Annotated in this window: 22 protein-coding genes; 10 read left to right on the top strand and 12 right to left on the bottom strand. The window is 65.0% G+C overall.

Features of this window, described 5'->3' with window-relative positions:
• Window positions 1-159 precede the first annotated feature (159 nt).
• A complete protein-coding gene (locus JQ627_RS29075; protein WP_212487808.1) occupies window positions 160-1,986 on the top strand; it encodes a caspase family protein in 1,827 nt (608 codons plus the stop codon).
• A 45-nt stretch (window positions 1,987-2,031) separates the two neighbouring features.
• On the opposite strand, the gene JQ627_RS29070 is transcribed toward JQ627_RS29075, so the two are convergent.
• Window positions 2,032-2,721 (bottom strand): DUF1345 domain-containing protein, encoded by a 690-nt coding sequence (locus JQ627_RS29070; RefSeq protein ID WP_212487807.1) that lies wholly within the window; start codon window positions 2,719-2,721, stop codon window positions 2,032-2,034.
• Window positions 2,722-2,730: 9 nt separating this feature from the next.
• On the bottom strand, window positions 2,731-3,654 hold the full coding sequence (locus tag JQ627_RS29065) for a polyprenyl synthetase family protein (RefSeq protein WP_212487806.1): 924 nt from the start codon (window positions 3,652-3,654) through the stop codon (window positions 2,731-2,733).
• Between the two features lie 161 nt (window positions 3,655-3,815).
• On the opposite strand from JQ627_RS29065, the gene mtgA reads away from it, so the two are divergent.
• The 3 genes from mtgA to JQ627_RS29050 all read left to right on the top strand — a co-directional run bounded on the left by mtgA (window position 3,816) and on the right by JQ627_RS29050 (window position 5,632).
• A complete protein-coding gene (gene mtgA / locus JQ627_RS29060) occupies window positions 3,816-4,490 on the top strand; it encodes a monofunctional biosynthetic peptidoglycan transglycosylase (RefSeq protein ID WP_212487805.1) in 675 nt (224 codons plus the stop codon).
• Window positions 4,491-4,652: 162 nt separating this feature from the next.
• Entirely contained in the window at window positions 4,653-4,835 is a 183-nt protein-coding gene (gene rpmF, locus JQ627_RS29055; protein ID WP_007598106.1) for a 50S ribosomal protein L32, read from the top strand.
• A gap of 143 nt (window positions 4,836-4,978) precedes the next feature.
• Window positions 4,979-5,632 carry a hypothetical protein gene (locus JQ627_RS29050; protein ID WP_212487804.1) on the top strand — a complete coding sequence of 218 codons (654 nt, stop codon included), beginning with the start codon at window positions 4,979-4,981 and terminating at the stop codon, window positions 5,630-5,632.
• Window positions 5,633-5,761: 129 nt separating this feature from the next.
• On the opposite strand, the gene JQ627_RS29045 is transcribed toward JQ627_RS29050, so the two are convergent.
• Window positions 5,762-6,022, bottom strand: coding sequence for a hypothetical protein (locus JQ627_RS29045; protein ID WP_212487803.1), 261 nt, complete (start codon window positions 6,020-6,022; stop codon window positions 5,762-5,764).
• A gap of 221 nt (window positions 6,023-6,243) precedes the next feature.
• On the opposite strand from JQ627_RS29045, the gene JQ627_RS29040 reads away from it, so the two are divergent.
• Window positions 6,244-7,938, top strand: coding sequence for a bifunctional diguanylate cyclase/phosphodiesterase (locus tag JQ627_RS29040; RefSeq protein ID WP_212487802.1), 1,695 nt, complete (start codon window positions 6,244-6,246; stop codon window positions 7,936-7,938).
• 153 nt (window positions 7,939-8,091) lie between these two features.
• Here the strand turns inward: JQ627_RS29040 and JQ627_RS29035 are convergent, their stop codons facing one another.
• Window positions 8,092-8,460: an antibiotic biosynthesis monooxygenase gene (locus JQ627_RS29035; RefSeq protein WP_212487801.1), complete on the bottom strand. Its 369-nt coding sequence runs from the start codon at window positions 8,458-8,460 to the stop codon at window positions 8,092-8,094.
• A 97-nt stretch (window positions 8,461-8,557) separates the two neighbouring features.
• On the opposite strand from JQ627_RS29035, the gene JQ627_RS29030 reads away from it, so the two are divergent.
• Window positions 8,558-9,022, top strand: a complete 465-nt coding sequence (locus JQ627_RS29030; protein WP_212487800.1) for a MarR family winged helix-turn-helix transcriptional regulator — start codon at window positions 8,558-8,560, stop codon at window positions 9,020-9,022.
• On the opposite strand, the gene JQ627_RS29025 is transcribed toward JQ627_RS29030, so the two are convergent.
• From JQ627_RS29025 to JQ627_RS28995, 7 genes are all read right to left on the bottom strand, one after another.
• Window positions 9,023-10,531: a tripartite tricarboxylate transporter permease gene (locus JQ627_RS29025; protein WP_212487799.1), complete on the bottom strand. Its 1,509-nt coding sequence runs from the start codon at window positions 10,529-10,531 to the stop codon at window positions 9,023-9,025.
• Between the two features lie 4 nt (window positions 10,532-10,535).
• The gene (locus tag JQ627_RS29020) at window positions 10,536-11,021 is read right to left on the bottom strand and encodes a tripartite tricarboxylate transporter TctB family protein (RefSeq protein WP_212487798.1); all 486 of its coding nucleotides are present in this window, start codon (window positions 11,019-11,021) and stop codon (window positions 10,536-10,538) included.
• Between the two features lie 174 nt (window positions 11,022-11,195).
• On the bottom strand, window positions 11,196-12,170 hold the full coding sequence (locus JQ627_RS29015; protein ID WP_212487797.1) for a tripartite tricarboxylate transporter substrate binding protein: 975 nt from the start codon (window positions 12,168-12,170) through the stop codon (window positions 11,196-11,198).
• Between the two features lie 203 nt (window positions 12,171-12,373).
• Window positions 12,374-15,241: a PAS-domain containing protein gene (locus JQ627_RS29010; RefSeq protein WP_212487796.1), complete on the bottom strand. Its 2,868-nt coding sequence runs from the start codon at window positions 15,239-15,241 to the stop codon at window positions 12,374-12,376.
• 252 nt (window positions 15,242-15,493) lie between these two features.
• A complete protein-coding gene (locus JQ627_RS29005) occupies window positions 15,494-16,369 on the bottom strand; it encodes an acyl-CoA acyltransferase (protein ID WP_212487795.1) in 876 nt (291 codons plus the stop codon).
• Window positions 16,370-16,464: 95 nt separating this feature from the next.
• Complete coding sequence (locus JQ627_RS29000; RefSeq protein ID WP_212487794.1) at window positions 16,465-17,445, bottom strand: amino acid--[acyl-carrier-protein] ligase; 981 nt, start codon at window positions 17,443-17,445, stop codon at window positions 16,465-16,467.
• A gap of 65 nt (window positions 17,446-17,510) precedes the next feature.
• A complete protein-coding gene (locus JQ627_RS28995) occupies window positions 17,511-18,728 on the bottom strand; it encodes an acyl-CoA dehydrogenase family protein (RefSeq protein ID WP_212487793.1) in 1,218 nt (405 codons plus the stop codon).
• Between the two features lie 359 nt (window positions 18,729-19,087).
• Here JQ627_RS28995 and JQ627_RS28990 point away from each other — a divergent pair, with 359 nt between their 5' ends.
• The 3 genes from JQ627_RS28990 (at window position 19,088) to mtnA (ending at window position 21,664) form a co-directional block, all read left to right on the top strand.
• A complete protein-coding gene (locus JQ627_RS28990) occupies window positions 19,088-19,360 on the top strand; it encodes a phosphopantetheine-binding protein (RefSeq protein ID WP_212487792.1) in 273 nt (90 codons plus the stop codon).
• Between the two features lie 303 nt (window positions 19,361-19,663).
• Entirely contained in the window at window positions 19,664-20,539 is an 876-nt protein-coding gene (locus JQ627_RS28985; RefSeq protein WP_014491154.1) for an S-methyl-5'-thioadenosine phosphorylase, read from the top strand.
• 18 nt (window positions 20,540-20,557) lie between these two features.
• Window positions 20,558-21,664, top strand: a complete 1,107-nt coding sequence (gene mtnA, locus JQ627_RS28980; RefSeq protein ID WP_212487791.1) for an S-methyl-5-thioribose-1-phosphate isomerase — start codon at window positions 20,558-20,560, stop codon at window positions 21,662-21,664.
• A 125-nt stretch (window positions 21,665-21,789) separates the two neighbouring features.
• On the opposite strand, the gene JQ627_RS28975 is transcribed toward mtnA, so the two are convergent.
• Window positions 21,790-22,425, bottom strand: coding sequence for an HAD-IA family hydrolase (locus JQ627_RS28975; protein ID WP_212487790.1), 636 nt, complete (start codon window positions 22,423-22,425; stop codon window positions 21,790-21,792).
• A gap of 107 nt (window positions 22,426-22,532) precedes the next feature.
• On the opposite strand from JQ627_RS28975, the gene JQ627_RS28970 reads away from it, so the two are divergent.
• Window positions 22,533-23,288 (top strand): trypsin-like serine protease, encoded by a 756-nt coding sequence (locus JQ627_RS28970; RefSeq protein WP_212487789.1) that lies wholly within the window; start codon window positions 22,533-22,535, stop codon window positions 23,286-23,288.
• Window positions 23,289-23,377: the final 89 nt, after the last annotated feature.

Below are 23,377 nucleotides of genomic sequence, written 5' to 3'. Positions count from 1 at the left end.
TTGCCGGCGAACCGCGGCCGCACTGGTGCGACAAAACAAAAGGGGGGTCTTGGCCTCTCGCCGGCGTCCCCTTCGTGACATCCATCACAAGCGCCAGCGGCGGATCCTGCTAAAGCGGTCCCAAAGGGGCTAATGCCCCGAATTTTCGGAAGTCGTGTCATGCGCAATCTGCTCAGGCTTTGTCCGCTTCTCCTCGCCCTGACGCTGCTGTTCGGCGCCGAGCCCGCATTCGCCGGAAAGCGCGTTGCGCTGGTGATCGCCAACTCGGCCTATCAGCACGCGCCGTCGCTCACCAATCCCGTCAACGACGGCACGGTGATGGCCAGGACGCTGAAGGAGGCCGGCTTCGACATCGTCGATTCACGGCACGATCTGTCGGCGTTGGATACGCGGCGCGTGCTGCGCGAGTTCGCCGATGCGACCCGCGATGCCGACATCGCGGTGGTCTACTATGCCGGCCACGGGATCGAGGTCGAAGGCTCGAACTATCTGATCCCTGTTGATGCCAAGCTCGAGCGCGACACCGACGTTTACGACGAGGCGCTGTCGCTCGACCGCGTCCTGGTCGCAGTCGAACCCGCCAAGCAGCTTCGCCTCGTGATCCTGGATGCCTGCCGCGACAATCCGTTCAGCAAGACCATGAAGCGCACGGTCGCCTCGCGCGGCATAGGCCGCGGCCTCGCCCAGGTCGAGCCGACCAGCCCCAATACGCTGATCGCCTATTCGGCCAAGGCCGGCTTCACGGCACAGGACGGCGACGGTGCCAACAGCCCGTTTACGGTCGCGCTGTCGAAGCATCTGACGACGCCGGGCCTCGACGTTCGCCGCGCCTTCGGCTTCGTGCGCGACGACGTGCTCAAGTCGACGGGCAACAAGCAGGAGCCGTTCGTGTACGGCTCGCTCGGCGGCGAAGACGTGCCGCTGGTGCCGGTCAAGGTGGTGGCGGCCGCTCCGGTGGCGCCTGTGGCGAATCCGCAGGCCGATATCCGGCGCGACTACGAGCTGGCGCTCCAGGTTGGCAACAAGCCGGCCTTGGAGGCATTCCTGGCCCAGCATCCTGACGGCTTCTATGCGAATCTCGCCAAGCTTCAGGTCGAGAAAATCGGTGCCGAGCAGGCCCATGCGGCGGCCACCGAGAAGGCGAAGCAGGCCGAGGCCGAACGCGATCGCCTCGCTGTGCTCGGTGCGCAGAAGGACGCGCAGGCCAGGGCTGCCGCCGATGCAAAGGCCGCTGAGCAGGCGCAGCTTGCCGCGCAGAAGGCCAAGGAGCAGGCACAGCAGCAGGCGGCTGCCGCCGAGCAGCAGCGCGTCAACCTCGCCGCCGCTGCGCCAAGTGCTGCACCCGCCAGCACGGCGAGCCCCGCCGGCACCAATGTCGCCTCGCTGACACCGGCGACCGCATCGGCCGATCTCAGCCGCTCGGTGCAGACCGAGCTCGGCCGCGTCGGCTGCTACTCCGGGCAGGCCGATGGCAACTGGAATACGACTTCGCAGCGGTCGCTGTCGCAGTTCAACCGCTACGCCGGCACCAAGCTCGACGTGAAAGTGGCGAGCACCGATGCGCTCGATACCGTCAAGTCAAAGCCGTCGCGCGTCTGCCCGTTGGTCTGCGAGCACGGCTTCAAGGCCGACGGCGACAAGTGCACGAAGATCGTTTGCCGTGAGGGCTATGCGATCAACGACGACAATGAATGCGAGAAACAGCGCGTCGCCAAGCCCGCGACTGCCAAGCCCGCAACCGCCAAGCGCGACGACGGCGATGAGCGTCCCGCACGGCCGCGCCGTCAGGCCGGTGGTGCAGCAGCGGCCGGCGGCTATGGTGCCGCTGCGGGCATTGCGGCCGCCGCCGGCGCCGGCCGCGCCTCGGGTAGCGGTCAGGTTTATTGCAATAGCGGCGGCTGCCGTCCCGTCAATCGCGGCTGCCATCTCGAGTATCGCGGTGGTGGCGGCCCCGGCAACGACGCCAATGCCGAGGTGTGCAACTAGGATCGCGCCATCGACGCCGTCGTCTCGGCGCTTGCCGGGACGACGTCAGTTCGAAATTGCGCTCGCCGCGATGTTCACTGTCAGCGCCAGCAGCGCCGTGTTGTAGATGAATGAGATGATGCCGTGCGCCGTCGCGGTGCGGCGGATGGTCTTGTCGGAGATGCCGACGTCGGAGACCTGCGCGGTCATCCCGATCACGAACGAGAAATAGACGAAGTCCCAATAGTCGGCGTGAGCTTCCTTGTCGCCGCTCGGAAACTGCAATCCGCCCGGCGGGTGCCGGTAATAATCATGAGCGTAATGCAGGGCGAAGGTCGTGTGCACGGCGGCCCATGACAGCGCGATGGTACTGATCGCGATGGTCAGCTCCCACGCCCCGCGCTGCGGCGTGCCGAGCTCGGAGACGATCGCCGCGATGCTCGCGAAGGCGCCGATGGCCGTCACCAGCAGGATCACGAAGCGGCCGTCGTCCTGCATCGCGGCGGCACGGCGGATGTGCTGGTGGTCGTTGCACAGCATCATCGCGTAGACCAGCACCAGATACACCGCAATCAGCGCATCCCAGCCGAACAAGAGCCGCGTCACCAGCCGGTGCGAGCCCGGTACAAGTAGACAGACCAGGATTCCGGCGGCGAGCGCGATGAAGGTCCGCGGCCGCGCATAAATCAGCCGCACCGGCCGCGACATCTGGCGGAAGCGAACGAGGACCGGATCGTCTTTGCCCCCGGTCGCCATCGGAATGCGTCAGTTCTTCCGCTCGGCGACGAAGCGCGCGGCGGCCTGCAGAACGGCGGCGCGGTCGCCGAAGATCGACACGGCGCCTTCGGCCCGCGCGAGCAGGTCGCGGACGCGCTGCTTGGCGCCCTCGATGCCGAGCTGGGTGACGAAGGTGGTCTTGCCGAGCGCGGCATCGGCGCCGGCCGGCTTTCCGAGGGCTGCCGCATCGCCTTCGACGTCGAGCAGATCGTCGGCGATCTGGAAGGCTTCGCCGAGCGCGCGGCCGTAATCGTCGAGCGCCTGATATTCCTTTTGCGAGGCCTGGCCGAGGATTGCGCCGGCGATGCAGCCGTAGCGCAGCAGCGCGCCGGTCTTCATCTGCTGAATGCGGGCGACATCGATCGGTTCGTTGCCGCCAAAGCGGCCTTCACCGGCGAGGTCGAGGATCTGGCCGCCGACCATGCCGCCGATGCCGGCGCAGCGCGCCAGGGCACGCGTCAGCAGGAGCCGCACATTGGCGTCGCGGTGGATCTCGTCGCGGGTGATGATGTCGAAGGCGAGCGTCAGCAGGCCGTCGCCGGCGAGAATCGCGGTCGCGTCATCGGTCTTCTTGTGCAGGGTGGGACGGCCGCGGCGCAGGTCCGAATTGTCCATAGCCGGCAGATCGTCGTGGATCAGCGAGTAGCAGTGGATGCATTCGAGCGCCGCGCCGGCGAGCAGTGCAGCCTCGCGGGGAACACCGAACACGGCGGCGCTCTCGACCACCAGGAACGGCCGCAGACGCTTGCCGCCGTTCAGGCTCGAATAGCGCATTGCGTCCATCAGTCGCTTGGGCCGGGCGATCTCATCGTGCAGGATGTCGTCCGACAGCAGGCGGCCGAGCAGGGCCTCGGTATCATCAGCGGTCTTGTCCAGACGTTTGGCGAAATCGGACGGGGACGTGCCGGTCATCAAGAAGGGCTCCAGAACTAAAATTCGGCGGGACAATCCTTTATGCGCCCGCCCCAGTCAATCGTTTGGAAGGCCTAAAAAGTGCTGGAAAAGACCCGAATTATCACAGACTTAATGCCGGGATCCGTGGCCGCGTTTCATTTTGCGCCGGAAAGGTCGATTTGCGCATCGTTAAGATCCTGCTGGTAGCGCTCGCGGTCGCAGCTCTCGCGCCCTACGTGATCGCGCCGTTCTACCGCACCGGTCACCCGGTTTCGACGCTGATGGCCTGGCGGTCGCTCCGGGGTGCGCCGATGCATCGGGAGTGGATCGATCTGGCCGCGATGTCGCCCTCATTGCCGCGATCGGTGGTGGCGGCCGAGGACGCTCATTTCTGCAAGCATCACGGTATCGACTGGGGCGCGCTGCGCGAGGCGATCGACGACGCGAAGGAGGACGGAACGCCATTCCGGGGCGCCTCCACCATCACCCAGCAGGTGGCAAAAAACCTGTTCCTCTGGCAGGGGCGGGATTTCGTCCGCAAGGGGCTGGAATTCCCGCTGGCGTTGTGGATCGATTTCGTCCTGCCCAAGGCGCGAATTCTCGAGATTTACCTCAACATCGCCGAACTAGGGCCGCAGGGCCAGTTTGGGGTCGAGACGGCGAGCGCCTATGCCTTTGGCAGATCGGCGGCGAATCTCTCGCCCCGGGAGGCGGCACTTCTGGCCTCGATCTTGCCCAATCCGGTCAAGCGCAGCGCCCGGACCCCCGGGCCTGGCGTCCGGCGGCTGGCGGGGACCTATGTGGCGAGGGCGCAGGCGAGCTCGCTTTCGACCTGCTGGCGGGAAAATCGCTGATTTGGCACCCATTCCGGGCGTATTTTCCGGCCCAGAACCCTAGCTTTACGGCCAGCCTTCCTCTATAAGCCCGGCCTTGATCGGCATTTCGCTCGCCCCGTTGGGGTGCTGAGCCGTCCTCGGACGATGCCCTGACAACACCAATCCCTAGAGGATATTGAAATGGCCGTTCCGAGAAGAAAGACCTCGCCGTCGCGCCGTGGCATGCGCCGCTCGGCTGACGCCATCAAGAAGCCGACCTATGTGGAAGACAAGGACTCCGGCGAACTCCGTCGTCCGCACCATCTCGACCTCAAGACCGGCATGTACAAGGGCCGTCAGGTCCTGAAGAAGAAAGAGTCCTGAGTTAAGGACTTTTCTTCGGGCAGGACGATGTCGCCTGCCTGATTTCGGCCACCCAATGAGATATGACAGTGACGGCGGCGGAGCTAATGTTTCGCCGCCGCATTGTCCTGTCTGGATATCTTGATCGAGAAGGCATTTCGCCGATGGTCGGTTTCCCGCTGCTCCTGATTCCGCTCGCGGTCTACAACATCATCGCCTTCCTCATGCCGACCGTGTCCTTTACGGACGTGCTGTTCAAGGTGCCGATGATCACGGGCGAGACCTGGCCGGTCACGCTTGCCGACGTGATGCTCGCGCTCGGTATCGTGCTGCTGCTGTTGGAGGTGGTCAAAGGCGCGCGGCCCGGCTCGAAATTCCTGATGGATCATCTGCTGTCGCTCATCATATTCGGTGCCGCCGCGGCTGAATTCGTGATGTGGCCCAAATTCGGCAACTCCACCTATTTCCTGCTGGTGTTGCTCGCGATGGCCGATTTCCTCGGCGGTATCGCCCAGCGCACGCGCCGCCGCGTCACCTATGTCGCGGAGACGACAGTGCCGGCGCCGCGCAAGGCCAAGCGCCAGGCCGAAGCGGCAACGGACGATGAAGCCGCCGCCGAGCCCAAATTCGAGCCGGTGACCACGCCGCAAGCAGCCCCGGTGGTGCCGCCCGCGCCTACCGCGCAGTCGGTCGCCGAGTCCGTGCTGATGGATCACCCGGCGCCGAAGCCGGTGACCCCGCCCTCGCCGGAGATTCCCTCGCCGCATCTGCAGCCGGGCAACGGCACCCCGTCGCCTCCCGACGCGCCGCCGCGCTGATCGTCGAACTTGAGACCGTCCGTCGCCGCGGCGGTGGTCCGCTCCGTCGCCCCGCTTGCGACGCGCGAATTCCGACCTCTCCCCGCAGGCGGGGGAGGTAATAAAGGCTGTTCGCAGTTCAAGTTAATCTCAAGCCACCTGCCGCGTGCGCGCGGTGACGCTCGGAAGCGGGCGCTTGCTGCCATAGGCCACCTGCGCATCTTCGGAAGAGGCGCGGCGGAGCCGGCTGGCCTGGGGCAGGTGCTCGGCATTAGCGATGAGCTGGGTGACGAAGCTCGGATCGGGACGGGGCAGCGGCGCCTTGTGGACCCACTGCAACGTCGGCAGATGCGGCACCAGGGCCGTGCCCGTGCCGTTGTCCGCGCCGTCCGATCGATCAGTACTCAACATCGCTATCACCGTTGATCCGGCGAGGCCTGTCGCGTTTCGAGACGCTGGCGCCGGTGCGTGTCATGTACTCGCAAGGCCTATGCCGGCGGGGCCGGTTTGGTTCCGAGGGCCTGCGAAACGTGGTTTCCAAATTGTTTATGAACTTTGCCTAGGGTAGGAGGCGAATCTGGCCGTATTCTGTGCCGACTCAGGACTCCCTGCTGTCCCGAAACGAGGCGATTTTGACCCCTGCATTGCCGCAAGCCTCCGACATCCTGGCCGCGCTCGGTCAGGCCGTTTTCGCCTGGGACATCGCCAGCGATTCCATCGTGTGGGGTGAGCAGGTCGCAAGCGTCTTTCCCGGCATCCCGGCCGAGCGGCTGGCGACCGGCGCCGAATTCGCCAGGCTGATCGAGCCCGTGCAGACGCTGCGGACCGCCGCGCTGGCGCAGACCTCGCCGGTGCACGGCGCCGACGGCACGCCCTACCGGGTCGAATACGGCGTGCGCATGAGCGCCGCCGATCCCGTGGTCTGGATCGAGGAGACCGGCCGCTGGTTCGCCGGCCCCGATGGCCGCCCGGTGCGCGCGATCGGCTCCATCCGCATCAACAATGAGCGCCACGCCCGCGACGAGGAATTGACCAAGCTGGCTCGGCTCGATCCTCTGACCGGAGAGCTCAATCGTTCCCACCTGATCGCGGCGCTGGCCGAGGCGATCGAGGAGACGACCCGCTTCCGCTCGACCGCAGCCTTCATGCTGGTCGGTATCGATCATCTCGCCCGCGTCAACGACGCCTTCGGCTTCGACGTTGCCGATGCCGTCATCCTCGACGTCGCCAAGCGCATCCGCGCGCGGCTGCGCGGCGGCGACGTGCTCGGCCGCTTCTCCGGCAACAAGTTCGGCCTGATCCTGAAGAACTGCACCGTCGACGACATGAATGTCGCCGCCGAGCGCTTTCTCGCCGGCATCCGCGATGAGGTGGTCCCGACCAAATCCGGTCCGGTCTCGGTCACCGCGTCGATCGGCGCGGTCAGCGTGCCGCGCTATGCCCGCAGCACCGACGAGGCCGTCAATCGCGCCCATGAAACGCTGGACGCGGCCAAACAACGCCGCGTCGGTTCGTTTGCGGCGTGGCGCCCGGATGCCGCACGTGACGCACAGCGCCGCGTCAATATCCGTGTCACCGACGAGATCGTCACGGCGCTGAACGAACGCCGCATCAAGCTCGCCTATGAGCCGGTGGTGGCGGCCGGCTCGCGCGAGCGCGCGTTCCACGAATGCCTGGTGCGGATGGACCAGGGGGGCGGCCAGGTGCTGCTTGCGCCCGACATCGTGCCGGTCGCCGAACGGCTCGGATTGATCCGCTTGGTCGATCACCGCGTGCTCGAGCTCGTGGTCGCCGAGCTCGCGGCCGCGCCTGGCATCTGCCTCAGCCTCAACATCTCGCCCGATACGACGATGGATCCGGACTGGTGGGCGGGCATCGAATCGCTCATGCACGCGCATCCCGGCGTTGCCGAACGGCTGATCGTCGAGATCACCGAGACGGTCGCGATCCAGGACATCGACGACGTTCGCGGCTTCGTGACTCGGCTGAAGAATTTCGGCAGCCGCATCGCCATTGACGATTTCGGCGCCGGTTACACCTCGTTCCGAAACCTGCGCAAGCTCGGCGTCGATATCGTCAAGATCGATGGCGCCTTCGTGCAGAACATCACCCGTTCCGCCGACGATCGCGCCTTCGTGCAGACCCTGATCGACCTTGCCCGCCGCCTCGACATCAAGACGGTTGCCGAATGGGTGCAGGACGAAGAGGCCGCAAACATGCTGCGCGACTGGGGCTGCGACTATATCCAGGGCCGCCTGATCGGGCTCGCCTCAGCCGACCGCCCATGGGGCGCGCCGCCGGACAGCGCGTTGCCTGCGGCTGGGTAGGGATCGCGGGGTGGGCAAAGCGACTTGTCCGCCGTAGCGCGAAGAGCGAAGGCGGAAGCGTGCCCACCATTCGCGCCACGGCCAAACAACCCAGAGTCCTTCCGTGGCAGCAGCCCGGATTGTTTCGCTGCGCTCGCAATGACGATGTGGCCGCTACGCCACGCAAATGCCGGGCACCGCGACCTTCTGGAACAGGTGCGGGCTCGCGACGGCCGATGCGGGGTAGACCGCTATCTTTGCGCGGAATTCGGGGTGGGTGAAGGCCGCGCGAAAATGCGCGTTGGACTCCCACACCGCGTAATTCAGATAGGTCGGGCTGTCGCCGAGGGCGCGATGAAGCTGGGTGGAGATGAAACCGGGCTGGCGCTTCATGAAGGCAGCGTCGTCCTGCCACGTCTTGAGGAAGCTCTGCTCATCCTCGGGGGCGAGCGTGAACACGTTCACGAGCACCACGGTGCCGGTTTCGAGCGCGATCTGACGGTCGATCGGGAAGGCAGGGTCGAGGGGACGCATCTGGGGCATGACATTACTCCGGTCAATTTGGTATCATCATGTCAATTTGACCATTCATCACATAGAAGTTTGACATCATGATGTCAATGCGGAATAATCGCGACAAATGAGCAAGACCAAGCGGACCCCGGCGGGCGAAGCCCTGACCGGCCTCATCCTCGACCTGTTCCGGGCCAACGGCCTGCTTTTGACCGCCGGCGATCGGCTGGTGGCGTCGCTCGGCCTCACCAGTGCGCGCTGGCAGATCCTTGGGGCGATCGCCGACGCCGAGCGCCCGGAGCCGGTCGCCTGGCTCGCCCGCAATCTCGGCGCCAATCGCCAGAACGTGCAGCGCATCGTCAACGACCTCGAGCGCGATGGTCTCGTTGTGTTCGAGGTCAACCCGCATCATCGGCGGGCGCAGCTCGTGGTGCTCACCGAAAAGGGCAGGCAGACCTATGAGGCCGCCGGCCGCTCGCAGGTCCCGTGGGTCAACGGCCTGTCCGATGGCTTGTCAGTGAAGGAGATCGAGATCGCCCACCGGGTCCTCAACGCTCTGCGTGATCGACTCGAAGGAGCCGGCGAGGATTGATCACGCGCCTTCATCCAGCGCCACCAGCTCGCGCTTCTTGCGCAGCGCGGGCAACAGGGGCGCGATCAGCAGCACCATCGCCAGCGCGAGGCACGCCGCCGAGATCGGCCGCTGCACGAAGGTCCAGAGATCGCCCTGCGACAGGATCAGCGATTTGCGCAGATTGTTTTCCAGCATCGGCCCGAGCACGAACGCCAGCACCAGCGGCGCGGGCTCGTAGCCGAGCTTGCGCATGAAATAGCCGATGATGCCGAACGCGATCATCACATAGACGTCGAACACGTTGTTGCTCGAGCAGTAGACGCCGAGGATCGTGAACAGGATGATCAGGGGGAACAGGATGTTGTAGGGCAGCTTCAGGAGCTGCACCCACATGCCGATCATCGGCAGGTTCAGGATCAGCAGCATGACGTTGCCGATATACATGCTGGCGACGATGCCCCAGAACAGGCCGGGGTTTTGCGTGATCAGCAGCGGCCCTGGCTGGAGGCCGTGGATGACGAAGGCCCCGAGCAGCAGCGCCATCACCACGTTCGGCGGGATGCCCAAGGTCATCAGCGGAATGAAGGCGCCGCCGGCCGCCGCGTTGTTGGCGGATTCGGGGCCTGCGACACCCTCGATCGCGCCATGGCCAAAACGCTCCGGCGTTTTCGACAGCCGCTTCTCCAGCGCATAGGACGCAAACGAGGCCACCACCGCGCCGCCTCCAGGCAGGATGCCGAGCAAAAAGCCGAGCAGCGTGCCGCGCGCCACCGGGCCGGCGCTCGCCTGCCAATCGGCCTTGTTGGGCAACAACTGCGTGATCTTGGCGTTGATGATATCGCGCTTGATCGCCTGCTCGGTGTTGAGCAGCACCTCGGCGACGCCGAACAGGCCCATCACGACGGGCACGAGACCGATACCGTCGATCAGCTCCATGCGGCCGAAGGTCAGCCGCGGCTGCGCCGTGATGCTGTCGAGCCCGATCAGCCCGAGCACGACGCCGATGCACGCCATCAACAGCGCCTTCGGCATCGAGCCCTGGGTCAGGAAGGTGAGCACCACGAGGCCAAGCACCATCAGGCTGAAATATTCGGCCGGGCCGAACGCGATCGCGATGCCGGCAAGCCTCGGCGCCACCAGCATCAGCGCGACCAGTGCAAACGTGCCGGCGATGAAGGAGCCGAAGGCGGAGATGCCGAGCGCAGGACCGGCGCGACCCCGCTTCGCCATCTGGTGGCCGTCGATGCAGGTGACGACGGAGGCGGCTTCGCCGGGGATGTTGACCAGGATCGAGGTGGTCGAGCCGCCATACATCGAGCCGTAGTAGATGCCGGCCATCATGATGATGCCGGATTCCGGCGTGCCCGACAGCGTCACGGGCAGCAGCAGCGACATCGCCGAGATCGGCCCGATGCCGGGCAGCACGCCGACCAGCGTGCCGATGAAGACGCCGATGAAACAGTAGAGCAGGTTGATCCCGGTCAGCGCGACGCCGAACCCGTGCGCGACATTGGCAAGCGTATCCATGGCCTCAGCCGATCCCGAACAGGCCCGAGGGCAACTGGATCAGAAGCAGCCGCTTGAGCACCCACCACATGCCTGATGGCACCAGCACGGCGATCGGGATCGCCAGCGTCCAGCGCACGGGATCGATCAGCCGCAACAGCAGCAGCATCAACGGGATCGACGACAGCAGGAATCCCAGCGGCTCCAGGGCGAAGGAGAACGCAATGAGGCAGGCGATGACGAGAAGCGGCTTGCTCCAGCGTACGTTCTCCCAGCGCGAGGCCAGCGTCGGCCCGCCCTCGGTGATCGCCGAGACGATGATGCTTGTCGCAAACACGCACATCAGGATGCCGGTGTAGAACAGCACGTAGCCGGAGGCGGGATCGTTGATGGTGCCGAGCTTCAGCTTCAGCCCCGACCAGGTCACGAAGCCGCCGAGCGCGAGCCCGATCAACCCGCCCCACAGTTCGGAGTTGGAGAGGCGGAGTTTGACGTTGGATGGGTTGTTCATGTGAAGCACTCCTAGACCACCGTCACCCCTGCGCAACGGCGAAGCCGTTGTCGCTGGGGTGGTCGCTTCTTGAGCGGCCCTCGAAGGGCGACGGTGCCCCGATCCATCCTTCGAGGCGAGCCGCAAGCGCGGCTCGCACCTCAGGATGACGTCAGCATATGTGGCGGCGCGACCCTACTTCTTCGCAAGCCCGAGCGTGTCGATCACCTTGCGCTCGGACTCCGTGACCTCGACGACGAATTTCTTGTAGTCCTCGGTGTTCTTGTAATTCGGCACCATGTCGTATTTGGCGAGCGTCGCGATCACCGCGGGGTCCTCGACCGCCTTCTTGAACGCATCGTGCAGCTTGGCGACGATCTTTGGATCCATCCCCTTCGGGCCGGCGATGCCAAACGGGGAATCGTAGATCATGGGATAGCCGAGCTCCTTCAGCGTCGGCACGTCGGGATAGTTGGGCGACCGTGCGCCGGTCCACACCATCAGCAATCGCAACTTGCCGGCGTCGACCAGCGGCCGCCAGCCAGTGGAGTCGGCCTGCAGCATGGTGTGCTGGCCGAGCACGGCGGCGTTGGTCTCGGCGCCGCCCTTGAACGGCACCTGCGTCAGCTTGATGCCGGACATCGCCGCGATCTGCTCCATGCCGATGTGCAGCGAGGTGCCGGTGCCCGGCGTCGCGTAGGTCACCTTGCCCGGGTTGGCCTTGGCAAACTCGACCACGTCCTTCCAGGACTTGAACTGCGACTCCGCGTTGGTGGTCACGCCGAACGTATAGCCGGTGAGGTGGATGATGTAGCTGAAGTCCTTGGCCGGATCCCATGACACTTCCTGCATCAGGGGCAGGCGGAAGACGGTGATCGGAATCTGGGCGATGGTGTAGCCGTCCGGCTTCGCGGCGGCTGCCATGGTCGCGGGTCCCACAGTGCCACCGCCGCCGGCCTTGTTGTCGATCACGATCGGCTGCCCCAGCACTTTCGAGGCGCTGTCGGCGATCGCGCGCATGGAGATGTCGGTTGATCCGCCGGCCGGCCAGGGCACGATCAGCGTGATGGGTTTGACGGGATAGTCCTGTGCACCGGCGGCGGTCGCGAGCAGCGCGCCCACGACATGCATGGCGGCAAAGGCAATCGTCTTCAGCCCGTATCGCGACATCCAAACTCCTCCCTCGCGGCGGCCTCGTTGGACCGCCGTTTCTCGTTGTTATGACGGGATTGTCCCTGAAATCATGGGAGAAGAAAAGCGTATTGCGCGGACTGCCCGCAGGGGACGAGACGGCGATCCCGCGGGAAAAAGCACGTGCGACAATTGGTCGTTTGGACGTGTGCCGAGAGGCGGAATTTGGAGGGCCGAAGCCCTTACGCTACGCGCCGAACCGCGTTCAGCGTCTCGATGGTGCGGCCGACCTCGGCGGCCGGGCATGGCCTGCCGAAATAATAGCCCTGTACCGCGGTGCAGCCGCATTCGCGGACGAAGTCGAGCTGCTCGATGGTCTCGACGCCCTCGGCCGTCGTCTCGACGCCGAGCACGGAGCCGAGGCTGGCGATGGTGCGGACGATAGCGACGCTCTCCGGGCTTTCGCCGAGCGTGCCGACGAAGGAGCGGTCGATCTTGATGCGGTCGAACGGAAACTTGCGCAAATAGCTCAGCGAGGAATAGCCGACGCCGAAATCGTCGAGGCTGACGCGCACGCCAAGCGCGCGGAGCTGGTGCAGGATCTCGATCGTCGCCTCGCTGTCGTCGAGCAGCGCCGTCTCGGTGACCTCGAACTCGAGCCGTTGTGGCGGCAGGCCGGCTTCCGCAAGGGCGCTCGTGACCATCGCCACCAGCCCGCGCGAGCGGAATTGCAGCGGCGACAGGTTCACCGCGACGGTGATATCAGGCCAGGACACGGCGGTCGCACAGGCCGTGCGCAGCACCCATTCACCGATCGGGACGATCAGCCCGTTCTCTTCCGCGATTGAAATGAATTCGGCCGGGGAGACGAAGCCGCGCGAGGGATGTTTCCAGCGCAGCAGTGCCTCGAAGCCGGTGAGTTCGGTGGTGTCGAGCCGCACCTGCGGCTGAAACACGAGGTGGAATTCGTTGGCCTCAAGCGCCCCGCGCAGATCGTGCTCGAGCGCGTGACGGCTACGCGCCTCCTCCTCCATCTCGGGCTCGAACAGCTGATAGGCGCCGCGGCCCTTGGCCTTGGCTTGGTACAGCGCGAGGTCGGCGCATTTCATCAGCTCATCGGCATCGAGCCCGTGATCGGGCGCGATCGCGATGCCGACGGAAACGCCGACATGGATCGACTGGCTTTCCATTGGCGGCGGGTGGCCGATGATCTCGACCAGGCGGCGAGCGAGCCGCTCCGCCGATAACGGCTGCGGTCCGCGCTGGAGAACGGCGAACTCGTCGCCGCCGAGGCGGGCGACGGTGTCATCCTCGCCGACATTCTCCTTCAGCCGTGCCGCGACCCAGCGCAGAAGCCGATCACCGGCGGCGTGGCCGAGGCGGTCGTTGACGGTCTTGAAATTATCGAGGTCGAAGCACAGCACGGCCATCACACCGCCGGCGATCGCGACCTGGTTCAGTCCCTCGCCCATCTTCTCGCGGAACAGCGTGCGGTTGGGCAGGTCGGTGAGTGAATCGTGCTGCGCCATGTGCGCCACGCGGGCCTGGGCTTTGTGGCGCTCGGTGACATCCTCATAGGTGACGACCCAGCCGCCATGCTCCATCCGCTTGTGATTGAGCTTGATGATGCGGCCGTCGTTCAGGTGGCGGTGCAGCGTATGTTCGCCCTCGCGCAGCCTCTCGACGTAGTCGGCATAGAGCCTGGCGCCGGTCGTGTTCGGATGGATGCCGAGCGCGCAGCTGTGCTCCATGATATCGCGCATCGAGACGCCGGGCTTCACGACATCGTCCGATAGCCCATACATCTCGATATAGCGCCGGTTGCAGACGATCACGCGCAGGCTCGAATCGAGCATGCACAGGCCCTGGCTCATGTTGTTCAGGGCCGCGTCGAAGCGTCGATACTGCTCGCTCAGTTCCTCGACTGCGTTCTCGCGATCGGTGATGTCTTCGTAGGTGGCCACGAAGCCGCCTTCGTCCAGCGCGCAATAGCGCACCGAGATGATCGTGTCGTTTGACATGCGCCGGCGCATCGGTGAAGAGTCGCGGCGCGCGAGCCGCTCGCGAGCGGCTTCCAGGACCTGCTTCGGAGAGTATTCCGAAGAGAAAGCGCCGTTCACCATTGATCGCTCGATCAGCTCGCTGAGATGCGTGCCGGGCCGGGTCTCCTCCGGCGACAGCCGGTAGATCTTGCGGTAGGTGGTGTTGCAGACGCGCAAGCGCATGTCGCTGTCGTAGAAGGCGAGCCCGTGCGCCATGTTTTCCAGCGCCGCATCGAGGATGAAGTTCTGCTGCCTCAGCGCTTCTTCGTATTGCAGCCGCTCGGTGACGTCCTCATGCACCGTCACCCAGCCGCCGTCGGGCAGGAAGCGGGACACTGCCTGCACCATCCGGCCGTCGTAGCGCATCACCAGCAGGGTTTTCGCCTTCCTGGCGCGCACGTCCTCCAGGCGCGCGTGGTGGAATTCGTCGCTCGGCATGCCCGGCAGGTTGCCGCGCGACAGCCAGTGCTCGATGGTCGTGCTGTGCGTGACGCCCGGTTTCACGATCTGGGGGTCGAGATTGTAGAGGTCCAGGAAGCGTTCGTTGTAAACGACGATACGGCTGTCGGCGTCATACATGATGAGGCCGTGCGACATGTTGGCGAGCGCGTGCTGGCTGCGCTCCGTCTGCACGCGCAATTCCGCCTCGAGCCGAGCGAGGCGGCTGACGTCATCGCAGATCGTCATCCAGCCGCCGCCGGGAAACGGTTTCAGCTCGAGCGACATGACGAGGCCGCTCGCCAACCGTTGCTCGGTACGGAACGGCTTGCCTCCCGCGATCTGCGCGATCCGCGCCGCATACAGCGCGTCGAGCTCGTGTTGCGGAAAGTTCCCGCGTGACGCGCTGTGCGCCAGCACCTCGCGGTAGCTCGTGCCGACATGCACGATGTCGGCCGACATGTCGAACAGCGACAGATAGCGCTGGTTGACCAGCACGATCCGGTTGTCGGCGTCGTAAACGCAGACGCCCTGCTCCATGTGGTCGAGCGCAAGCTGGCTCAGCCCGACGAGGGCCTGCGGGCCCTCTGCGCGGCGTGCACCAAGCTCGTTATCGCGGATCGGCGTCATGGGATCGACGGGTCTCGGCCGGCAATAGACTTAACGCAACGTAATTCAGCCACTGAGCGTAGCGAAGAGGCCGGAAAATTCCCTTAAGCGCAGTAGTTTACGGAGGGTGACTGGGGATGCGGAGCGGCGTGTGCCGAGCGCGCGAATGCGGTGGCGCCTGCAAGCCAGAATTGGCCGAGAGCGCGCGACAAATCAGGTGTCGTCCCTGCGAACGCAGGGACGACAGCGGAGGTTGAGGCCCAGGTTGCACCCCTACGGCCCGTACAGCACGAGCTCCGTGTCAGTGAGGTCGCCGAGCTGCGGCCGGTGCGGGCCCTTGAAATATTTACGGCCGCGCCGCTCGGTGTAGATGCCGGCGAGGCCGGGAATCGGGCCATTGGCATCGATCGCCACCGAGAGCTTGCCGAGCCGCAGCAGCAGCCGGCCGATGCGGCCTGCGCAGGCGGCGTACTCGGCGGCGCTGCGGCAATAGATCAGCTTCATCGCGGGCGGTGCGATGAAGCCGCGGCGGATGCGCACCGGTTGCAGGATGAAAGGGAACGTTCCCTTCGGCGTACGGCAGACGAGGCTGAGGCAATTGTAGCGAGCATGCCGCGTGAGGAGCTGCGTCTCGTCGTCGGTCAGCCCCTCGATCGTCTTGGTGTGCTGCGAGATGACCTCGATCCTGCTCCAGCGCGGGGCGCGCGCGAGTGCAGGCACGGAGAAGAAGATGCCGTGGCAATAGGCACGGAAGCCCTGGGTCTCGATGATCGGCCAGGTCCACGGCGCCGGGCTGATGTTGAGATAGGTGACATCCTTGTGCCGCTGCGCGATCTTGGTCAGCAGCGGGGCGTAGTTGCGGTAGGCCGGATCGACATACCAGCTCGACAGATTGCACTGGATGGCGGTCTCTTCGCCGTGCTTCCGCGCCGTGTAGATCAGCAGCAGCACGCCGACGGGCTCGCCGTCGTTGTCGAGCATGTAGCCGAAGCGTGGATAGCCCTCCGGCACGGGCCGAAAGGCCTGCCGGCGCAGGCCCTGGATCCAGTAGTCGCGCGAGCGACCGACGAAGCCGCGGGTCAAGAGGTCAGCGACCTTCTCGACGTCGGCCTCGGCGATCTCGCGGCATCGGACCTTGGTGTGGATCACGCTCGTCTTGCCCGTGGAAATGGGAGGCCTCGTTCGCTCTATCGTTTCAGCATGATCTTTTCGGAAAACCGCTTCGCACTTTTACGGATCATGCTCTAGCGCCAGCCTTCACCATGGGCATCGGCCGTGGCTAACGGCTGCATGCCCATGATCTCCCGCACCTTGGCGGGCCAGGCGGAAAGATCAGTGCCGTGGGTGTGGAACATGGCGACGGCGAGCCGGTCCATGCCGAAGGCGACGCAGCCGGTGTGGGCCGGTTCGCCGTTGGTATCCTGGATGCCCCAGGTCGTGCCGAAATGTTCGCGGTGATAGTTGAAGCTCATGCAGGCGGTCGGCTGCTCTTCCGAGCGCAGCGGGATCAGGAGCTCGAACTTTAGCTGCTGCTGCTTCTGGCTCACCGCCTTCATCTGGCCGACGCGGCCGAAGAAGGGGTCGCTGGCATAGTCGACGCGGAAGGTCAGGCCGAGGTCGCGGGCAATCGCCTGCGCGCGCACCATCCAGCGCTCGCGAAAATCGGCGACGTCGTCGGGCGTGCCGATGCAGACATATTCGCGCATCCGGAACGATTGCAGCCGGTCGAGATGTTTCGACGGCTCGCGGCGGAAGCAGTCAGCGGCGACGTCGAAGCGCAGGCCGCCCTTCGGCAAAGGTCCGCGGCTCGCCGCGATCGGATAGACCGGGTAGCAGGCTGCGGGCGACAGCACGAGGTCGGCCGGCGAGAGCGATGAAGTCCAGTCGCCGCCGGCATCGAAGCGGCTCACCGCCGCGTTGATCTCGCGTTCAGTGCCGTGCAGGCCGCAGACGCAGCCGAGCAGGTTCGGAAAGCTCTTGAGATAGCCGGATTTCTCGAGCTGGGCCCGGCTCATCACCGGCGGAAAGCGCATCACCTCGGTGCCGGCTTCGCGATGGCTGGTGATCAGCGCGGCGAGCTTCTCGACGACGCCCTCATAGAGCGCGGTGCGGGCGTAAACGCCGTCCGAGCCCATGGGGTGGAACAGCTTGTCGGCGAGATGATCGAGCGGATCTGCGATTTGCGGCGCGGTCTCGGGCGAGCTGGGGAGAACAGCAATGTTCATGTTCGACTTCCTGGTATCTGAAATTGTTCTTTTTGGCCGAAAGGCACGTCAGTCGCGAAGGCTTTCTAGTCTCGAAGGCTTGCCGGAATGCCGCTCATCAGCGTCGAAGTGGCGGCATTGGCGAGAATGCGGTCGTTGTTGATCATGATCGGCGAGGAGAGCACGTCGCGCAGGTGGCGGCCCATGGTGAACTCGCCGTCGTTGCGGTAGCCGGAAAGGCCCGCGGTGCGCATCGCATGCATCACGGTCTCGACCGCGAGCTCGGAGGCCTGCACCTTCAACAGCGTGATCGACGACTGGAAATCGAGCGAGCTCAGCGCGCGCTCGTCATGCTCGGCGCGGGCAAAGCTGTCGACATTGGCCGCGATCAGCGCGCGCAGCTTGGCCAGCGACATCTTCGCGGCGGTGAAATGCGCCGCGGCCGGCGGCATCTGGCCGCCCGAGGTGCGGGCCGCCTTGCGTACAAAAGCCTGCGCACGGGTGACGGCCGCAGCCGCGATGCCGGCCCAGGCCGACGACCAGCACAGATGCGCGAACGGCGTCATGGTCTGGGCATGGATCTTGTCATAGGATTCCGGGAAGACGCGGTCGGCCGGGCAATCGACCTTCAGCGCGAAGCCGGTCGAGCAGGTGCCGCGCATGCCGAGTGTCTCCCAGCCCTGCGTCTGCTTCAGCGAATAATCGTCCTTGGCGAGCGCCAGCAGAACCTGGTCGGAGGCGGCGGCCTCGGTGGCGCGGCGGGCGATGGTGACGAGGCCGTCGGCCTCCGCGCCGTAGGAGATCACGGTGGCGTCGCGCACCAGCGAGACTGTGTCGCCGGCGTGGTCGACGGCCGCTGCGCTGGCGCGAATGTTGCCGCCGTTCTGGCCTTCGGTAGTGGAGGAGGCGAGCAGCCATTGGTCGCGGGCGACCCGGCGCATCATGGTTTCCATCCAGGGGATGCCGTGGCCATGCCTGATAACACAGGCGACCTTGGTCTGGTGCATCGCGTAGATCATTGCGGTCGAGGCGCAGGCGCGTCCGAGCGTGTAGCAGATATCGGTGACGTCGTAGATCGAGGCGCCAAAGCCGCCGAACTCGACCGGGATCATGACGCCGAGCAGCTTCTGCTCGCGCGCCACTTCGAAAGCCTTATGGGGGAAGCGGGCGTCGCGATCGACCCCGTCGGCGTCGGTTGCTGCCGCAGCGGCGGTCCGGGCGGCGCGTTCGATGAGGGAGGGGCCGTGTTCGAGAAAGCTCGTTTGCGTTTCGTCGACAGTGAGGACTGCTTCACGCACGTTCATACTCGTCCGCCTCCAGTTTGCCGTTCAGGATCGCAGGCATCATTCGCGATGCCGCTGAAGCGATCCTCCGACCATCTTTAGTTGTGAGACGAGGCTACGGATTTAATTCAAATTCGTCGATGAAATAGAGGGTAAACAAAGCCCAATTCCGAACGAACAGTTAAGGTCCGGTTGTCTGCATCGGCGGAATTTCCGCGATCGCGTTAGGGTTTTGGAAGAAGCCTGAATTCCAGACAATCTGAGTCATCGTTTACTAAGAAAGGCGAAGTAATGGTGGCGCCCATTGTGGGATCGGGCCGTCGTGCCCATCGTAGCCGGCAGCCGGTCCGACCGCTTAATAGACAGATGGGAAATTGCCGATGCAGGCCTTCGATACCGACGTGCGTGATCGCATCATCAAGCTGGTGAAGGGCATCCTCGAACAGAATTCGCTCGTCGCGAATATCACGCCATCGGCGAAGCTCGTCGACGCCGGCCTGACCTCGATGGACATGGTCAATCTGATGCTCGGCGTCGAAGCCGAGTTCGACTTCACCATCCCGCAGTCCGAGATCACGCCGGAGAATTTCCAGTCCGTCGAGACGCTGGAGCGCATGGTCTCGACGCAGTTGCAGCCGGCGAACGCGGCCTAATTAGACGTACCTATCTCTCCCCCCGGCGTCGTCCCTGCCTAGTGCGCAATTGCGCACGGGGCGCAGGGACCCAGACCGCGGAATCTATCGATCGTTGAAGGTCGCAGTACCGAACGACGAATCCTCGCCAAACTGCGCCCTGAGGTTATGGGTCCCCCGCTTTCGCGGGGACGACAGTGAGTATGCAGCGCCGCCTTTCCGCTCCTCACAGCACCGGCATCGCCCCACCACCCCCGTTCCAAAACCGCCGCAAAACTGGCATAGCTTAACCATGTCGCACATAGCTGACAGGGTGGAGCAGGCATGACGCAGGCGGTATTGGGCATCATCGGTGGCTCCGGCATCTACGATCTGCCGGGTCTCGAGGGCGCGCGCGAAGAAGTGATCAAGAGCCCCTGGGGCGAGCCGTCGGCCCCCCTGCGGCGCGGCTCGATTGCCGGCCTGCCGATCGTGTTCCTGCCGCGGCACGACAAGGGTCACCGGCTGTCGCCCTCCGATATCAACTATCGCGCCAACATCGACGTTCTGAAGCGGGCCGGCGTCACCGACCTGATCTCGCTGTCGGCCTGCGGCTCGTTCAGGGAGGAGCTGCCACCTGGCACCTTCGTTCTCGTCGACCAGTTCGTCGACCGCACCCACAAGCGCGAGAGCTCGTTCTTCGGCAGGGGCTGCGTTGCGCATGTGTCGATGGCGCACCCGGTCTCGCCGCGGCTGCGCATCCATCTCGCGGCGGCAGCTGAAGCCGAGGGCATCGCGTTTGCGCGTGGCGGCACCTATCTCTGCATGGAGGGACCGCAATTCTCCACCTACGCGGAAAGCATGACCTACAAGACATCGGGCTATTCCGTGATCGGTATGACCAACATGCCCGAGGCGAAGCTCGCGCGTGAGGCCGAGATCTGCTACGCCACGGTCGCGATGGTGACGGATTTCGACTGCTGGCATCCCGACCACGATGCCGTCACCGTCCAGGACATCATCCGCGTGCTGACGTCGAATGCCGACAAGGCGAAGGCGCTGGTGGCACGTCTCGCGAGGGATTTTCCGCGCGAGCACGAGCCGTGCCCGATCGGTTCGGACCGCGCGCTCGACACCGCGCTGATCACGGCGCCCGAGGCGCGCGATCCCGAACTCTTGAAGAAGCTCGATGCGGTGGCCGGGCGCATCCTGCGGGCGTGATACGAAAGGCAGAATGCCATGAAAGTCGACGGCAAGCATTTCCGCAGCATCTGGCGCGAGCGCGACGGCTGGTCGGTGGGCGCGATCGACCAGCGCCGGCTGCCGCATGAGTTCATCGTTGCGAAGCTGACGTCATGCGAAGACGCCGCGGTCGCGATCCGCGACATGCTGGTGCGCGGTGCGCCGCTGATCGGCGCGACCGCGGCTTACGGCATGGCGCTGGCGATGCGTGAAGACGCCTCCGACGCCGGCCTGAAGCGTGCTTACGACACGCTTGTCGTGGCGCGGCCGACCGCCATCAACCTGAAATGGGCGCTGGACGAGATGCGCACGGCGCTCGCGCCGGTCGATCCCGTCGAACGGGCCGAGGCGGCCTATGCGCGCGCCGACGAGATCGTCGAGCAGGACGTCGAGATCAACCGGGGCATTGCCGGCAACGGCCTGAAGCTGATCGAGGCGATTGCCGCGAAGAAGCCGGGCGAGACGGTCAACGTGCTGACCCATTGCAATGCCGGCTGGCTCGCGACCGTCGACTGGGGCACCGCGACCGCGCCGATCTATCTCGCGCATGAGCGTGGCATCAATATCCATGTCTGGGTCGACGAGACCCGTCCGCGCAACCAGGGCGCCTCGCTCACGGCCTGGGAGCTCGGCCATCACGGCGTGCCGCACACCGTGATCCCCGACAATACCGGCGGACACCTGATGCAGCACGGCATGGTCGACCTTGCCATCGTCGGCACCGATCGCGTCGCGGCAAATGGCGACGTCTGCAACAAGATCGGCACCTATCTGAAGGCGCTCGCCGCGCACGACAACAAAGTGCCGTTCTACGTCGCTCTGCCGTCGCCGACGATCGATTTCGCCGTTGATGACGGCATCCGCGACATTCCGATCGAGCAGCGCAGCGGCGCGGAGGTCACCGACATGACCGGCCGTACTGCGGACGGAAGGCTGGAGACGGTGCGTATCGTACCGGACGGCTCGCCTGTCGCGAATTACGCGTTCGACGTGACGCCGGCGCGGCTGGTTACCGGGCTGATCACCGAGCGTGGTGTGCTGAAGCCGGATCGTGCCTCGCTCGCGGCAGCGTTTCCGGAGCGGATCGCGGCAGCGGCGGGGTAGTCAGTCAGCCAGGCAAGACCGTGCCGCGCAGTCCTTGCGAGCGCAGCGAAGCAATCCAGAATCCCTCCGCGGAGACAGTCTGGATTGCTTCGCTGCGCTCGCAACGACGGAGAATGACGCGCCAGCTACCCCAGCTTCAAGCCCGTCGCCGCCTCGAGTTCTCGAATCGCCTGCGCGCCATTGGCGACCTTGATCGTGGTCATGCCCATCTCGCGCGCGGGTTTCAGATTGACGCCGAGATCGTCGAGATAGACACAATTCTTCGGATCGACCTTCAGCGTCTCGACCATCATCTTGTAGATGCGCGGGTCGGGCTTGCGCAGCCCGATCTTGGCGGATTCGATGACGTGGTCGAACAGAACCATCACCTCGGCGATATAGAGTGAGCGTCCGGTCAGGCTGCCGATCGCGTTGGCCGGCAGATTGTTGGTGATGCAGCCGGTCTTGAATTGCGCCTTGATGCGCTTCAGCGCTTCGACCATCTCGGGACGCAGATCGCCCTGAAGCAGCGGCAGCACGTCACGCCCGCGCACCTCGGCGCCAAGCACGCGCGATTCCTCGGCGAACAGTTTGTCGAACGCGTCGATATCGACCTCGGCCCGCTCGAACTTGGCCCAGGCATTCTCCAGATGGTTGGCGGCGTTGGTGCGCCGGATGATGTCGACGGGCAGGCCGCGTTCCTGCTCGTACCGCGCGAACGCCTCGAACGGGGAGCTCGTCAGCACGCCGCCAAAATCAAAGATCACAGCCTCGATCGCCACTATCCTGCCCTCGTCAATTCCTTTCCAAGAGGGCTAGCATGCGCTATCGGCAAGGGCCAGTCTGAAGCAATCTCCCGCCACCGATGCCGACGTCAAAGCGTGTTCCCATGAAGAAGCTTGCAACTCTCATCGCAGCCGCGCTGCTTGCGACGCCCGCTTATGCGATCGTGGGCGGCGGCACGCCGCAGACGGATGGCGTTGCGCGCGCGGTCGTCACCATCGTCGGATCGCGGGGCAATTTCTGCACCGGCAGCCTGATCGCGCCAAAACTCGTGCTGACCGTCGCCCACTGCGTGCAACCGGGCGCGGACTACAAGATCGTTGATCGCGGCGCCGACGGTGCGCCGCAATTGCTGAATGTCCGTACAGTCGCGATCCATCCCAACTTCAACATGCAGGCAATGCAGGCGCACCGCGCCACCGCGGACGTGGCATTGCTGCAACTGGAAATTCCACTCAAGGGAAAATCGACGGTGTCGGTCGGCGCGCCGAATATTCCAATCCAGGTCGGCAGCCGCTTCGTCATCGCCGGTATCGGCGTCACCGTGCGCGGTGACGGCAAGAGCGGCGGCGCCACGCGTGTTGCCGGGCTCGTTGCCACGGGGCAGCCCGGCACGCTCCAGATCCGGCTGGTCGATCCCGTAACCAACGGTGTTCGCGACGGAATTGGCGCCTGCACCGGTGATTCCGGCGGTCCCGTGTTCGAGGACAAGCCGAGCGGCTCTGTGCTCGTCGGCGTCATCAGCTGGTCGACGGGGCCGAACGGCGCCGCCGGCTGCGGTGGATTGACCGGCGTCACGCCACTCACGCTCTATCGCGACTGGATTTTGCAGACCGCGCGGAGCTGGGGTGCGGCGTTGTAGTTTGATCGCGACTTGATCTATGTCATTTTAAAGCGGAAGCGCGATGGGCGATCTTGTCCGTCGCGGAGGAAACGCGCCGTCCGGTCAAG

This window comes from Bradyrhizobium liaoningense (genome assembly GCF_018130785.1).
Lineage (GTDB): Bacteria > Pseudomonadota > Alphaproteobacteria > Rhizobiales > Xanthobacteraceae > Bradyrhizobium > Bradyrhizobium liaoningense_A.
Note: the sequence above shows the minus strand (reverse complement) of the source record. Positions and strands in the feature narration are given on the sequence as shown.